We start from the raw sequence: 15,160 nt of genomic DNA, 5'->3' as shown, positions 1-15,160 counted from the left end.
GGCCCACCCGGAGAAACGCCTGATGAGCGAGCTTTATTACAACGCCGTGCCGAACGCGACCCGTGTTGCACCGCCACTGCCCGAACCTCGGCAATACCCCAGCGAGAAACCGTCGCGGGTCTACCTGTTCGGGACGTGCGTGGTCGACCTGTTCTACCCCGAAGCCGGGATGGACGCGATCCACTTGCTGGAACGCGAAGGCATTCGGGTCGACTACCCGCAAGGGCAGAGTTGCTGCGGACAACCGGCCTACACCTCGGGTTACACCGAGCAGGCGCGAACGGTGGCGCGCTCGCAACTGGCGCTGTTTGCCGGGGATTATCCGGTGGTGGTGCCGTCGGGTTCATGCGCGGGGATGTTGCGCGAGCATTACGCCGACTTGTTCAAGGACGAGCCGGAAACTTTGAAACAGGTTCAGGCCCTTGCGGCTCGGACCTACGAATTGGCCGAGTTCCTACTGTTTGTCTGCAAGGTGCAGCTCAAGGACAGCGGCGAGCCGGTGAAAGTGGCGCTGCACACCTCGTGTTCGGCACGGCGCGAGATGAACACCCACCTGCACGGCCGTGAGTTGTTGGCGCAGTTGAGCAACGTGGAACGGGTCAATCACGATCACGAAAGCGAATGCTGTGGCTTCGGTGGGACATTCAGCGTCCGTATGCCAGACATTTCCGGCGCGATGGTGGCTGACAAGACCCGCGCGTTGAAGGAATCCGGCGCACACAAGGTGCTGAGTGCCGACTGCGGCTGTTTGATGAACATCAACGGCTCGCTGGAGAAACAGAAGGAAGCGTTGCGCGGCCAACACCTGGCGAGTTTCCTCTGGCAGCGAACCGGAGGTGCGAAATGAGCACCTCGACGATTATTCCTACGGTCACCGTAGAAGAAGCTTTCCGCACCCGGGCGCATAACGCACTGGGTGATGCGCAGCTGCGGAACAACTTCCGTACCGCGATGGATTCACTGATGACCAAACGGGCAGCGGCTTTCAGCGATGCCCACGAAAGAGAACATTTGCGCGCTTTGGGCAACTCGATCAAAGCCCGCGCGCTCTCCAAGTTGCCCGACCTGCTCGAGCAACTGGAACAGAACCTGACCCGCAACGGTGTGACAGTGCACTGGGCGGAAACGGTGGACGAAGCCAATGGCATCGTCTTATCGATCATCCGCGCTCACGAGGCGCGGCAAGTGATCAAGGGCAAATCGATGGTCAGCGAAGAGATGGAGATGAACCATTTCCTCGAGGCTCAAGACATTGAATGTCTGGAGTCCGACATGGGGGAGTACATCGTCCAGCTCGACCACGAGAAGCCTTCACACATCATTATGCCGGCGATCCACAAGAATGCCGGTCAGGTCGCGTCCTTGTTCCACGACAAACTTGGCGTGGAATACACCAAGGACGTTGACCAACTCATTCAGATCGGTCGCAGAGTCCTGCGGCAGAAATTCTTTGAAGCGGACATCGGCGTCTCCGGCGTCAACTTCGCCGTGGCCGAAACCGGCACCCTGTTGCTGGTGGAAAACGAAGGCAACGGCCGCATGACCACCACCGTGCCGCCGGTGCACATCGCCGTCACCGGCATCGAAAAAGTCGTGGAAAACCTGCGCGACGTGGTGCCGCTGCTGTCGCTGCTGACCCGTTCGGCGCTGGGCATTCCGATCACCACTTACGTCAACATGATCTCCGGCCCGCGCAAGGAGCATGAGCTCGACGGCCCGCAAGAAGTGCATCTGGTGCTTCTCGACAACGGTCGCAGCCAGGCCTTTGCCGACAGCGAATTGCGCCAGACCCTGAACTGCATACGCTGCGGCGCGTGCATGAATCACTGCCCGGTCTACACCCGAATCGGTGGCCACGCCTATGGCGAGGTTTACCCGGGGCCGATCGGCAAAATCATCACCCCGCACATGGTCGGTCTGGCGAAAGTCCCGGATCACCCGAGTGCGTCTTCGCTCTGCGGCGCCTGCGGTGAAGTGTGTCCGGTAAAAATTCCGATCCCTGCATTGCTACGTCGCCTACGCGAAGAGAACGTAAAAGCCCCGGACAGCCCACATCAAGTGATGCGCGGCCAAGGCAGCAAGTATTCGCGCAAGGAGCGCTTCATCTGGAACGCCTGGGCCAAGCTCAACAGTTCGCCGACGCTGTATCGGCTGTTCGGCTTCTTCGCCACGCGCCTGCGCGCCCTCACTCCGAGCAACGTTGGCCCGTGGACGCAGAACCACAGTGCGCCGAAACCCGCCGCCCGCTCACTGCATGACATGGCCCGCGAGCATCTGGCCAAACAGGGAGACCGCTGATGAGCGCCAAGCAAAATATCCTCGCCAAACTACGCAAAAGTCTGACCGGCGCCACGCCGATTGCCGACGACTTCGATGTCGATCTGGTGACCCAGCCTTACACCTACAGCGCCGAACAGCGCATTCCGCAACTGCGCAAATTGATGGAAGCGGTACACACCGAAATCCATCTGACGTCTGCTGAGGAATGGCCAGCGCTGCTCGCTCAATTACTGCGTGATCGTCAGTTGCCGAGTCTGTTGATCGCACCGACAACGCCCCACGGGCAACGCATCACACAACACTGGGCGAACAATCCTGATCTGCCGGCACTGAAATCCTACGACCGGCCGATGGAAGAATGGAAAACCGAGTTGTTCAACGACACGCCGGCCAGCCTCACCGGCACCCTCGGCGCCATTGCCGCCACTGGCAGCCTGATTATCTGGCCGACCCGCGAAGAACCACGGCTGATGAGTCTGGTGCCGCCGGTGCATTTCGCCCTGCTCAAGGCCAGCGAAATCCGCGACAACTTCTATCAGGTGCAACAGGAATTCGAATGGGCGCAAGGCATGCCGACCAACGCCTTGCTGGTGTCGGGCCCGTCGAAAACCGCTGACATCGAGCAAGTGCTGGCCTACGGCGCCCACGGTCCGAAAGACCTGGTGGTTCTGATTCTGGAGGACCAATGACGTTACCGGCGAATTTCCTGCGCGATGTGCAACAACTGATTCCGGCGGATCGCCGCTTCGATGATCCGCTGTCGACATTGGCCTTCGGCACCGACGCCAGTTTCTATCGACTGATTCCGCAACTGGTGATCCGCGTCGAGTCTGAAAACGAAGTGGTGACACTGCTGAAACTGGCGCAGCGCGACCGTGTGCCGGTGACCTTCCGCGCCGCAGGCACCAGCCTGTCCGGGCAGGCCATCAGCGACTCCGTTTTGATTGTGCTTGGGGATAAATGGAACGCTCGCGAGATACGCGGCGAAGGCACGCAAATCCGTCTGCAACCGGGAGTGATCGGCGCACAAGCCAACGCCTGGCTGGCTCCGTTCGGGCGCAAGATCGGCCCGGATCCGGCGTCGATCAACGCCTGCAAAATCGGCGGTATTGTCGCCAACAACGCCAGCGGCATGTGCTGCGGCACTGCGCAAAACACTTATCACACGCTGGCCGGGATTCGTCTGGTACTGGCAGACGGCACGTGCCTTGATACGGAAGATGCCGCCAGTGTTGCGGCGTTTCACGCAAGCCATGCGGATCTGCTGGAACGCTTGGCGACTTTGGGCCGCGAGACCCGCGCCAATGCCGAACTGGCTGCAAGAATTCGCCACAAATACCGTCTGAAAAACACCACCGGCCTGTCGCTCAACGCCCTGGTGGATTTCGACGCCCCTGTGGATATCTTGAGTCACTTGCTGGTGGGTTCGGAAGGCACCCTTGGCTTCATCAGTGCGGTGACTTACGACACGGTGATCGATCATCCGAACAAGGCTTCGGCGCTGATCGTATTCCCGGATGTGGAAACCTGCTGCAACGCCGTCACCGTGCTGAAGAGCCAACCCGTATCCGCGGTGGAGTTGCTGGATCGGCGGAGTCTTCGCTCGGTGCAGGACAAACCGGGCATGCCCTCATTCGTACAACAACTGTCGAATAATGCCTGTGCGTTACTGATCGAGTCCCGCGCGGCGTCTTCCACGTTGCTGCAGGAACAACTGGCGCAGATCATGGCATCGCTCAGCGGCTTCCCGGTGGAAAAACAGGTCGACTTCACCGAAGACCCGGTCGAGAACGCCCGACTCTGGGCAATCCGCAAGGACACCTTCCCCGCCGTCGGTGCCGTGCGTAAAACCGGGACCACGGTGATCATTGAGGACGTGACCTTCCCGATCGAGCAACTGGCCATCGGTGTAAACCGCTTGATCGAGCTGTTCGACAAACATTCCTACGACGAAGCGATCCTTTTCGGGCACGCCCTGGAAGGCAATCTGCATTTCGTCTTCACCCAAGGCTTCAACAGCCCGGAAGAAGTCGCACGCTATCAAGCATTCATGGACGACGTCGCGCAACTGGTGGCGGTGGAATTCGGCGGTTCGCTGAAAGCTGAGCACGGCACCGGGCGCAACATGGCGCCGTTCGTCGAGCTGGAATGGGGCAGCGACGCGTATCAGTTGATGTGGCAGCTCAAACGTCTGCTCGACCCGAGCGGCATTCTTAACCCGGACGTAGTACTCAGCGAAGATCCGCAGATCCACCTCAAGCACCTGAAGCCGCTGCCGGCAGCCGACGAGATTGTCGATAAATGCATCGAGTGCGGTTTCTGCGAACCGGTTTGCCCGTCGAAAGGCCTGACCCTCAGCCCACGCCAGCGCATTGTGATCTGGCGCGACATTCAGGCGAAAAAACGAGCAGGTATCGACACCACTGAACTGGAAAAAGCCTACGAGTACCAAGGCATCGACACCTGCGCGGCGACCGGGTTGTGCGCACAACGTTGTCCTGTAGGCATCAACACCGGTGACCTGGTGAAAAAGCTGCGTGGCCGACACGCGACGCATCAGAAAACCGCCGACTGGATTGAAGGAAATTTCGCCAAGACCCTGCAAGGCGCGCGCTTCACCCTGCACGTGGCCAACGGTGCGCGGATGCTGCTGGGGGCACCGCGATTGGCGAAGCTTTCGGCGACCCTGACCCGCTTGTCCAAAGGCCAGGTGCCGCTTTGGACGAATGCCATGCCGCAGCCGGAGAAAGCCATTCGCTTCAGCCCGAGTGTGTCGGATGAGCGCCCGCGAGTGGTCTACCTGGCCGCTTGTGTATCGCGGGTCATGGGCCCGGCGGCGGGTGATAAAGAGCAGATGTCGCTGTACGACAAAACACGCGGACTGCTGGAAAAGGCCGGTTATCAAGTGGTCTTTCCGGACAATCAGGACAACCTTTGCTGCGGCCAACCCTTCGCCTCCAAAGGCTATGCCGAACAAGCCGAACACAAGCGTCAGGAGTTGATCAGCGCACTGCTGCACGCGAGTCGCGGCGGGCTTGATCCGATCTATTGCGACACCAGCCCGTGCACGTTGCGACTGGTGCAGGATGTGGGAGATGTTCGTCTGGATCTATACGACCCGGTGCGCTTCATCCGTACGCATCTTCTTGATCGATTGGAATTCACCCCACAGGAAGCGCCGATTGCCGTACACGTCACCTGCAGCACTCAGCACCTTGGCGAAAGCCAGGCGCTGATTGATCTGGCGCGCAAGTGCAGTAAAAACGTGGTGATTCCGGAGGGCATTCACTGTTGTGGTTTTGCGGGCGACAAGGGCTTTACCACGCCGGAGCTGAACAGCCACTCGCTGCGCACACTCAAGGACGCGGTGCAGCATTGCAGTGAAGGGATTTCCACCAGCCGGACGTGCGAAATCGGCCTGACGCAGCATGGCGGCATTGACTACCACGGGCTGGTCTATCTGGTTGATCGGGTCACTCGAGCGAAGGCCTGCTGAAGAAAATCAGAACCCTTGAGCGAGACGGTAGTCCACAGAACAGGCCTCGAACAGTCGGGGCCTGCCCTTCTTTCGGTGACCCGCACTCACGGTCAGCGAAGTCCGGATTCCTCAGTGCAAGGAGATTCCCATGAAGCGTTCTGTACTGTTCGGTCTATTCGTTACTGCCTCAATGATGGCGTCCACTTCGTTCGCTGATAGCAAGCCGTCCAGCTTGTGCGATGCGAATTTGCAGACAATCGACAACTCCAAAGCCCAATACCAGACGTCACCGGATCTGAATGCGCGCGTCTCGGCGAGTGTCAGCAAAGCACAGGCTCTGAAGGCCCAAGGCAAAACAGACGAGTGCCTTGTTGAAACCCAGCAGACCCTTCTGGAAATCCAGAAAGCGACTGGTGACACCAAAAAATGACCTATAGCCCGACCAACCTATGAGTCGGCCTCTTCGTCCTGGTTTTGGTGACCCAGCCTTTTCATACCAGATGTAAAAAAAACCGAATTCCTGGGTGCCGTCGCGGTCGATTGAACAGTCCCGATAAGAACGGGACCTGTTACGACCTCGGCATCGCCGCCAGATCGTCCGGCAGCACCGAGACCAACCGTTCAAGGAGATACCCATGAAGCATTCTGCAATTGCTGGATTGTTCATCGCTGGTGCCCTGCTAACGTCGCCGGTATTTGCGGCAGACAAAGACCTTTGTGCCGGGAATCTTCAAGCCATCAAGGACTTTGTCACCAGTCAGCCATCCCTTCCTGAATCCTCGATGAACAACGTCAAGGCGGATCAGGAAAAAGCCATGGCGGCTCAAGCGGCCGGCAACGACAAGGATTGCGTGGAGATCACTTCGGGCCTGATGACAAAAATGCAGATCCGTAACCCGACACGCAACTGACATACCTCAAGGCCAACCTTCGGGTTGGCCTTACACGCCGATTGGCGTACACTGCACATGCTTGTTGCTCAACCAGATGTACTGAGCAATGAGTTCGGGGCCGTTTAGGATTCGACGCCGGTTGCGAAACTTTAGGTGCATGCCGACTTGGTAACAGAAGTCGTAAATCCACTGTTGCAACTACTTATAGTTGCCAATGACGACCAATACGGTGTTGCTCTCGCTGCTTAATTGCAGCTGACAATGCTCCTGGTACCTTCGGGTCCAGCAATCATCAGGGGATGTCTGTAAACCCAAAATGATTGTCATATAGAACAGAATCGCCGTGCAGTACGTTGTGGACGAAGCGGCTAAAACTTACACAACTCGCCCAAAGCACCCTGCCCGTCGGGTCGCTGAGGGTTAACTTAATAGACACGGCTACGCATGTAGTACCGACAGCGGAGTACTGGCGGACGGGGGTTCAAATCCCCCCGGCTCCACCAACTCTCAACGACAAGGCCCGCCCAGTGCGGGCTTTGTCGCATCTGGGGCCCGGACAACTCGTTTCGCGGCGCCCCAAAAACTCCAGACTCCCCCCGCCCGCTTCAACTCATCAGTGACGATGCCGATGATGAATATCGGGGAAATGCGCATGGCTGTGGCTTATCGGAGTATGCCCATGCGGATGACTGTGCGGCTCGGTGCCGTCCCACGCAAAGTCATGTTCATGCTGGTGGTGTTCGTCGTGGGTATGGCGATGGTCGTGCTCTAGCGGTTCATGTTGATGCTCGTGAGCATGATTTTCCATCAGGTGAATCCACACACCGAAAGCCATTAACGCTGCCGCGAGGGCGAACATCAGCGATACCGACTCGCCCAGCACCATGATCGAAATAACTGCCCCCAAAAACGGTGCCGTGGAAAAGTACGCGCCCGTACGAGCGCTGCCCAGTCCGCGAAGGGCGAGAACGAACAGCACCAGGCTAACGCCATAGCCGAGAAATCCCACCAGCATGATTGAGACCAATGAGCCCGCAGCAGGCAGTTGCACGCCAATGAACAATGCCAGAGAACAATTGACCACACCGGCCGCCAGACCTTTGCTGCCGGCGATAAACAGCGCGTCCGAGGCCGAGACTTTACGGGTCAGATTGTTATCGATCGCCCAACACAAACAAGCGAAAGCCACCGCCAGTGGCCCCGTCCAGTCATGGGCCGTCGCCGTCTCTTGTGGCCATGCCAGCACGACACCGCCCAGGACAATCGCGATCATGCCAATCACGATCCGGCGATCAGCATTTTCCTTGAATACCGCCCACGCCAGCACCGCAGTCAGCACCGACTCAAGATTGAGCATCAGCGAGGCTGTGGCCCCGGTCGTTCGAGTCAGACCGAACATCAGGGCGGTCGGCGCCAGTACACCGCCAAAGACGATGGCACCGATCAGCCAGGGCCACTCCTCTGCCGTTAGCCCTGAACGCCGCCACGCTCGATCGCGAACAAAACGTACGACACCCAGCCCCAAACCACTTCCCAGATAGAGCAGCCCGGCCAACAGGACGGGGTTTGTCTCCACCCCCAAAAGCTTGGCGAGTGGCGTGCTGGCGCCGAACAAAGCTGCAGCCGCCAACGCGTAGAGAACATTCAAATTCATTATGGCGCCGCCCTGTCTGGCCCAATGCACATGCCCGAACATCATAGCTTTGCTTGCGTAAGAATTATGTGAACAGCCGATGCGCCCCTGACTGTCGCCTCATCGCTGGGCCAATCGGATGTGTGACTCACTTCAAACACAATCTGAAATCCATCGAGACTCAAGCAACGGTGCGGTTGGACGGGTGTGCGTCCGTGGATCTATCCTTCAAGGCACTCAGGCCATTACCCCAAGGACGCTCATGAACATCTGGCTCGGCGCCGCACTGGCGACCCTCGTTTCAATGTCTGCCCACGCAGCCAACAGCGAGATCCCTCCGAGGATCCAGCCAGTCGTCTACAAAAGCGGCTATGGCAGCGTGCAATTCAAACAGTCGATCAAAGGCTATAAAACGGCCGAGTACAAGCTCAACGCCAAGGCTGGGCAGATCCTGACGGTAGGTTTTAAAACCTCCAACAATTCCGCCAACTTCAACGTCACCGCCAAAGGCGCTGATTACGCCCTGTTCAACGGCTCGATCATGGGCAATCACTTCATTGGCTCGTTGCCCGCCGATAGCGAATACACGGTTCAGGTCTATCTCATGCGCAATGCGGCACGGCGCGATGAAGTGGCCAATTACGAAATCTCCCTGATTCTCGCCAACGGCGACGCTGTGGATAACAGCCAGTCCTTTGACCAGAACCTGGCATTGCAGGGCATCGACTTTCATGTGAAAGCGGATCAGGTCGACGGCAAACCCACCTTGCGCATCGAGCCTAAAGGGCTGGAAATCGATAACTCGACGATCACCCGCCCGCTCAACGGCAATATCGTCCGCGCCGAAGTCGCCGATCTGAATAACGACGGCTCCCCCGAGATCTACGTATACACACGCCCTGCCGGGCGCAGCATGCCGGGCGAATTGATTGCCTACTCAGCCAACAACAAAAAATCCCTCAGCGAAATCTACCTGCCACCTGTCAGCGACAACCCGAAAACAGCCGAAGGCTATCAGGGCGAGGATTCATTCTCGGTGGTGGAAAATACGCTGGTGCAGCGCTTTCCGGTATACGACAGCGCGGATGCCAATGCAGGGCGAACAGGGAAGAGGCGACAGATTCAATACAAGTTGATGCCGGGTGAAGCGGGATGGGTCTTGCGCGAGGATAAAGTCTCGGAGTACTGAAAAAGCTCTCGGACGTGGTTAGCCAGCGACTTTCGCTTCCTACATTCCACGTCCTAGGAAATTTCCCTCAACACGCGTCGACTTTCATGAACTGGTGAACCGATTTTCAGGGCGCTACCCTCCACGACTCGCTGCCCTCCAGCGGACGGTTTGACAGACCGCCCCCGCAGAGATTGTTCACTCCACGGAGCCACGTCATGAAAAAAATCACCCGCCTTACGCTTGTTGGACCGGTACCTGCCGATGCGCAAACTTCCGGCCCTAAACAGCAACCCGGCACCACCGGTTCGAACCCACGCAAACCCCGCCGTACCGTTCCCCTCAAGCAGATGCTCAGCGTGCGCGACGATGTCGACACATTGACCCTGCTTGCGCACGCCAGCGATCTGCTCGAGTCCCTGGTGGACATCAGTGCAAACTTTGCCGACGAATTCGACGGCTCCAAGCGCCATGTCGCGGTGGTCATGAAGCAACTGAGTGCACTGGCCGAAATCGTGATCTGCCGGGCACGGGATCAGGTTGCTCAACAGGGATCGCCTGACTCGCCCAACCCCGAAGTTCGCCACTGACCCACGAAGTCTGTACAGGCCGGCAGCGGCATCGAAACGGTCCATCGAGATGAATTTTTCTTCACTGCCGCTGATAAGCCGAAGCTGTACAGTCCACTCGCTCATTCAAGAAACTACGGTTCGCCCGCGGCTCTCCCGCGGGCTTTTTTTTGCCTGGCGTTTAACCCCCCCCCCTCTCTCCATCACTTGCCGAACCCCGGGTATTGCGCGAATCTGCCAGCAATCCTCTCGCCTACCGGAGCGCCCGATGCCGCTGCTGACTTTGCCTTGCCAACGCCTGACGCTCGCCATCCTTTCCCCGGACCAGGCAGACCTGGAAAGTGATTTCTACCAACGCAACCAACGTCACCTCGCGCCGTGGTCGCCGATCCGCACCACCGACTACTTTTCCACGGCACAGATTCGCCGGCGCCTCGACATCCAGGCCAGCGCCTTCGAAGCCGGGCTGGCCTTGCATTTCGCCCTGCTGACGCCGGACGGCCAGCAGATGATCGGCGCGTGCAATTTCAGCGGCATCATTCGCGGGGCGTTTCAGGCGTGTTATCTGGGCTATCACATTGATGAAGCGCATCAAGGCCAGGGCTTGATGCAAGAAGGCCTGGAGGCCGGCATTGGCTACATGTTCGATACCCAGAACCTGCACCGGATCATGGCCAATTACGTTCCCGGCAACGAGCGCAGCGCCCGATTGCTGGAGCGACTGGGTTTCGAGCAGGAAGGCTACGCCAAGGCGTATCTGAACATTGCCGGGCGCTGGCAGGACCATGTGCTGACAGCGTTGGTCAACCCAGTGTTCGAGGCACCGGATCAGCGTTGGTCGCGCCGTCTGGGGTGATGTTCACAATTTGTTCAGCAATGCCGATTTATGCTCAGGCCTCACACACCTTCCGGTTGCCTGAAACCCATGTCGCGTGCCGCCACTTCGCTGTTTCTGCTTGCTGCCCTGCTGTTTTTCTTCGCACTGGGCAACCATCAATTGCAAGGCTCCACCGAAGCCCGCGTCGCCGGGATCGCCATGGAGATGCACCTGGACGATGACTGGGTGACGCCCCGTCTGTTCGGCGAGCCGTTTCTGGAAAAACCACCGCTGAGTCTGTGGCTGGATGCCGGCGCCATGCGCGTGTTCGGCGTTTCGCCGTGGGCGGTGCGACTGGCGTCAGCGGTGGCCGGGCTGCTCAGCGTGATGTTGCTCTACGGTATGTTGCGGCGCTTCGAGCGGCCCAAGGCAATTGCGTGGACGGCGGGAATTCTGCTGGCAACCATGGCCAGTTATTGGAGTAACGTGCGCGGCGTGGGCGAGGATGCGCTGCTGGCCCTCGGTGTGACGGCGGCGTTGCTGGCATTTTTCCAGGCACAACGTGCAGCGACCTTCGGCAGTTCGCTGCTATTTGTCGTCGGCATTGCCATCGCCACCCTGAGTAAAGGCGTGCTGGGCCTGGCGATGCCAGGGGTGGTGATTTTTGCTTATCTGCTGGCCGATAACCTGATGGACAAACGCCTGAAAATCGGTGACTGGCTGAGGCCGGGACTGCTCACCGTGGTCGGGCTGATTCCACTGCTGATCTGGCTCGTCGTTCTTTATCAACACGGCGGTGCGCAAGCGGTAAAAGAAGTGTTGCTGACCAACAGCGTCGGTCGCTTCAGCGGATCGTTCGTCGAGGCCGGGCACTACGAGCCGTTCTATTACTACCTGGCCAAACTGCCCGAAGCGTTCCTGCCGTGGAACATTCTGGTGTACCTGGGGCTGTGGCATTTGCGTAAACAGTTGAAGACCCATCGTTATCTGCTGTTTTTCAGCCTGTGGATAATTGCGCAATTCATCATGCTCACCCTGGCATCAAGCAAGCGCACGGTGTACCTGATGTCGATGACACCAGCGGCTGCGGTGATTGCTGCGGAATATGCGGGCGTACTGTTCGAGCGATTGAAAGAGTACGAAAGCACCAAACGATTTGTCGGAAGAATCGCCCGTCATCGTCAGGCACTGGGTGCCGGTGTACTGACCGTGGTGATCGCCGGTTATCTCGCCGCTGCGCAGTGGGCGTTGCCCCATGCGGATAAAAAACTGTCATTCCTGCCGCTGACCGAACACATTCAGTCGCTGCAAGCCGAAGGGCATCAGGTCGCTTTGTTTCAAGCCAATGAGCGGGTCGGCGGCGCCAGCGTTTTCTACACCCAACAGGTGCTAAAGGGCTTGGACACCGACGCGCAACTGAGGGAATTCCTCGCGGCTGCGCCTGCGAACGTGGTGGTGATGGCTGGTGACAGCATTCCCGCCGCACCGCTCAAAGTGCTCAAGACCCTGATGGTCGGGCGCCAGGCGTATTACTTCGTCAGCGACTGAAGCCCATCAGATAGCGGCTTGGCGGCGTAATCAGGCGGCTGAGGCTTGTGCAACACCGGTTCCTGCAACCGTGCCCGCCCATAGAACGCCAGCGCCGTCAGCAAACATGCCAGCCACACAAAGATTCCGGCCCAGAGGGTGTGGGACATGTAGTGCCACCCCTGCAGAACCCGCGTCGTGCCGTAGACGAAACCGAGCAACAACGAGCCCCACAACAATGCACTGGAAAAACGCCACTGGTAACGGCGCCCCACGAAATACAACGCCAGCATAGTGAAACCGCCGGATGCATGTCCGCCCGGCCAGCAGCGGCCACTACCCGCTTCGTGGAACAACTGGAAATTGCTGTACCACTCAATGTGGGCCATTTTGCCGCCATACAACGTTGTCTCGATCGGGCAGTAAACGCTGGTGTGGGATTTGAGGAAATGGATCACGCCGGTACACACCGCAAAAGCAACGACGATAAACAGAAAATCCCTACGATGATCAGCGGCAAATCGCAGCACCGGTGCGACTTTACTGCGTTCCAGAAACGCGCCGAGTCGCGGGCGTTTCTGTGGATTGACCAACGGCCAGACCACCGACAGCATCGCACCGATCAAGGCAATCTCGGCGGTCCAGTTCGGAATGATCCGCGCCCACTTGTGGGTCAGCTTTTCGAAGAAGTGAATCCTGTCGAGCGGGAAGCTCTGGGTCAGCGGATCGAATAGCAGATTGCTGAAGGCGATATCGATCTTGGTCATGTCGAACATCAGGAACACCAGCGCCGCGCAGACCAGCGGGATGCCGAAGTTGTAAGCGTAAAAACGGGATTTCATCGGGTGGTCACCGTGCGCCAGTCGGAGGCTTCAATAAAGCCGAGCATTTTTGGAGCCGCCGGGCTGGCAGCGGAAACGAACAATGAAGCGCCGTAACCAAGGTCGGACGTAGGTACTTTCAGGTCTTTTTCCAGTTGTGCCATGCATTCACTGTGGGTCACCAGAATCAGGTTGCGACCGGGAATCTTGTGGGCGAGTGCATCCTGCAACATGCGACCCTTGCAGTTGATCAGCCAGTCTTCGCCGCTGGCGGCGCGGCTGAACATGTAACCGGCGGTCTGCACGGTACGCATCACCGGGCTGTTGTAGATGTCGACGTTGTTCAGACCCAGATGCTCGAACTGCGCGCCGACGGCAACCGCAACACTGCGCGAACGGTCAGTGATGCCGTCATTACCGCTCAGGCACGCAGCTTTGGAGTGATCGCAGCGCTCGACGTGGCGCACCAGCACGATCATGTCGCCATTGGTCCACCCTGCCACCAACGCCTGCGCGCCGGCGACATTGCCGTGGGCCAGGTCGGGCACTGCGGCAGGCGCCAGCAGCCATAAGGTCAGCGGCAGAACCAACACCGATGCCGCCAATACCACCCAGGTGTTGCGAAAACGCGCAAAACCACTCAGGTCAACCGAGCGCTTGACGCCGAACAGACTCAGTCTCAATTCCACAGAATAGCCGCCATCACTTGTCATTCGATGTGGCGAAGCTACAGATGCCCGCGTGGGCAGCCAGTGAAACCCATGTGAAAAAAGTCTTGGAGGCGCCTGTTACAAATTCTGTCGGACAAAATCCTTTCAGCTCTCGGGTTTGCGGCCGATACAAACCTGCTAACACCCTTGCTGGCTCAAAAAAACAACAATCTTCCAGCCTGACCGACGATCAAGATGCACAACGTTCCTGGAGGAATTGTGATGAATAGCTGGTTCGGCAACATCAGCGTGAACATGAAATTGGGACTGGGCTTCGGCCTTGTCCTGGCACTGACTTGCGTCCTGGCCCTGACCGGCTGGACGAGCCTGGGCGGCCTGATTGACCGCAGCAACTGGATGAGCGACATCACCCAGTTGAACTCTGGCCTGACCAAACTGCGCGTGGTGCGCCTGCAATACATGCTGACCAACGGCGACGAAACCGCCGCGCAGAATGTGCAGACCACCCTTGAAAGCTTCGCCGCACAGCAGCAGGCGCTGATCAGCAAATTCAAGAGCCCGGAAAACGTCAAACTGCTCAAGGCGCAGGCGGCGACCATCGCCGAATACCAGACGTCGCTGAACAAAATGCGCAACGCCTATCGCACCGGCAACAGCGCCCGCGACGTCATGGGCACCAACGCCGACACCGCTTACAACCTGATCGAGTCGATCAGCAAGCGCGTCCAGCAGATGGACTCGAGCGAGCAGCGTTTCGAACAGTTCCAGGCCATCACCGCCGCCAAGGAAGCGTTCATCCTCGCGCGCTATGAAGTGCGCGGCTATACCGCCACCACCAATGCCGAAACCGAGCAGAAAGCCATCGGCCAGATCGACGTGGCAATCGCCAGCCTCAAGCAACTCAACGTGCGCTTCGCCGATACCCAGCAAGACGCTCTGCGTCAGTTGGAAACGGCATTGACCAACTATCGCAGCGCGTTGATGGCGTACAAAAACGCCAACAGCGAAGCCGTGCAGGCACGCAAGGAAATGACCGATCAGGGCACCACCATCGTGAGCCTGAGCGAGCAGCTGTACCAGATCCAGCTTGACCGTCGCGACATCGAAAGCGCTCAGGCGCGCACCTTCCAGTTGATCAGCACCCTGCTGGCCCTGCTGGTTGGCGTGATTGCTGCGGTGATCATCACCCGTCAGATCACCCGTCCGCTGCAAGAAACCCTGGCCGTGGTCGAGCGCATCGCCAGCGGCGACCTGACCCAGAATGTCACCGTCACCCGCCGCGACGAACTCGGCGTGCTGCAAC

General features: G+C 58.6%; 13 protein-coding genes, 1 other RNA gene and 1 pseudogene. 12 read left to right on the top strand and 3 right to left on the bottom strand.

What is annotated here, in order from left to right:
• Positions 1–22: 22 nt before the first annotated feature.
• From PSH79_RS03730 to ssrA, 7 genes are all read left to right on the top strand, one after another.
• Complete coding sequence (locus PSH79_RS03730) at positions 23–847, top strand: (Fe-S)-binding protein (RefSeq protein WP_305441307.1); 825 nt, start codon at positions 23–25, stop codon at positions 845–847.
• Complete coding sequence (locus PSH79_RS03725; protein ID WP_305441306.1) at positions 844–2,298, top strand: LutB/LldF family L-lactate oxidation iron-sulfur protein; 1,455 nt, start codon at positions 844–846, stop codon at positions 2,296–2,298. Before PSH79_RS03730 ends, PSH79_RS03725 begins: the two co-directional genes overlap by 4 nt.
• Positions 2,298–2,969: a lactate utilization protein gene (locus PSH79_RS03720; protein WP_305441305.1), complete on the top strand. Its 672-nt coding sequence runs from the start codon at positions 2,298–2,300 to the stop codon at positions 2,967–2,969. The genes PSH79_RS03725 and PSH79_RS03720 overlap by 1 nt, the downstream gene beginning before the upstream one ends.
• Positions 2,966–5,776 (top strand): FAD-binding and (Fe-S)-binding domain-containing protein, encoded by a 2,811-nt coding sequence (locus tag PSH79_RS03715; RefSeq protein ID WP_305441304.1) that lies wholly within the window; start codon positions 2,966–2,968, stop codon positions 5,774–5,776. The genes PSH79_RS03720 and PSH79_RS03715 overlap by 4 nt, the downstream gene beginning before the upstream one ends.
• A gap of 130 nt (positions 5,777–5,906) precedes the next feature.
• Positions 5,907–6,188: a hypothetical protein gene (locus tag PSH79_RS03710; protein ID WP_305441303.1), complete on the top strand. Its 282-nt coding sequence runs from the start codon at positions 5,907–5,909 to the stop codon at positions 6,186–6,188.
• Between the two features lie 205 nt (positions 6,189–6,393).
• Positions 6,394–6,669, top strand: a complete 276-nt coding sequence (locus PSH79_RS03705; RefSeq protein ID WP_305441302.1) for a hypothetical protein — start codon at positions 6,394–6,396, stop codon at positions 6,667–6,669.
• A 96-nt stretch (positions 6,670–6,765) separates the two neighbouring features.
• Positions 6,766–7,154: a transfer-messenger RNA gene (gene ssrA / locus PSH79_RS03700) on the top strand.
• Positions 7,155–7,264: 110 nt separating this feature from the next.
• Here the strand turns inward: ssrA and PSH79_RS03695 are convergent.
• The gene (locus tag PSH79_RS03695; RefSeq protein WP_305441301.1) at positions 7,265–8,305 is read right to left on the bottom strand and encodes a DMT family transporter; all 1,041 of its coding nucleotides are present in this window, start codon (positions 8,303–8,305) and stop codon (positions 7,265–7,267) included.
• 241 nt (positions 8,306–8,546) lie between these two features.
• Here PSH79_RS03695 and PSH79_RS03690 point away from each other — a divergent pair, with 241 nt between their 5' ends.
• The 4 genes from PSH79_RS03690 (at position 8,547) to PSH79_RS03675 (ending at position 12,386) form a co-directional block, all read left to right on the top strand.
• Positions 8,547–9,473, top strand: a complete 927-nt coding sequence (locus tag PSH79_RS03690; RefSeq protein ID WP_305441300.1) for a hypothetical protein — start codon at positions 8,547–8,549, stop codon at positions 9,471–9,473.
• Positions 9,474–9,670: 197 nt separating this feature from the next.
• Positions 9,671–10,042, top strand: a complete 372-nt coding sequence (locus PSH79_RS03685) for a hypothetical protein (protein WP_305441299.1) — start codon at positions 9,671–9,673, stop codon at positions 10,040–10,042.
• Between the two features lie 247 nt (positions 10,043–10,289).
• On the top strand, positions 10,290–10,877 hold the full coding sequence (gene rimJ / locus PSH79_RS03680; RefSeq protein ID WP_305441297.1) for a ribosomal protein S5-alanine N-acetyltransferase: 588 nt from the start codon (positions 10,290–10,292) through the stop codon (positions 10,875–10,877).
• A 69-nt stretch (positions 10,878–10,946) separates the two neighbouring features.
• Positions 10,947–12,386 (top strand): glycosyltransferase family 39 protein, encoded by a 1,440-nt coding sequence (locus PSH79_RS03675; protein ID WP_305441296.1) that lies wholly within the window; start codon positions 10,947–10,949, stop codon positions 12,384–12,386.
• Here the strand turns inward: PSH79_RS03675 and PSH79_RS03670 are convergent.
• Both PSH79_RS03670 and PSH79_RS03665 read right to left on the bottom strand, forming a co-directional pair.
• Entirely contained in the window at positions 12,368–13,207 is an 840-nt protein-coding gene (locus PSH79_RS03670; RefSeq protein WP_305441295.1) for a phosphatase PAP2 family protein, read from the bottom strand. The two genes, PSH79_RS03675 and PSH79_RS03670, sit on opposite strands and share 19 nt — an antisense overlap.
• The gene (locus PSH79_RS03665) at positions 13,204–13,875 is read right to left on the bottom strand and encodes a histidine phosphatase family protein (RefSeq protein ID WP_305441294.1); all 672 of its coding nucleotides are present in this window, start codon (positions 13,873–13,875) and stop codon (positions 13,204–13,206) included. Before PSH79_RS03665 ends, PSH79_RS03670 begins: the two co-directional genes overlap by 4 nt.
• A gap of 216 nt (positions 13,876–14,091) precedes the next feature.
• Here PSH79_RS03665 and PSH79_RS28125 point away from each other — a divergent pair.
• Positions 14,092–15,132, top strand: a pseudogene (locus PSH79_RS28125) (methyl-accepting chemotaxis protein); the annotation flags it as partial.
• Between the last annotated feature and the right edge of the window lie 28 nt (positions 15,133–15,160).

It is taken from the genome of Pseudomonas sp. FP2196, assembly GCF_030687715.1.
Lineage (GTDB): Bacteria > Pseudomonadota > Gammaproteobacteria > Pseudomonadales > Pseudomonadaceae > Aquipseudomonas.
This window is presented reverse-complemented; position numbering and strand designations above follow the sequence as displayed.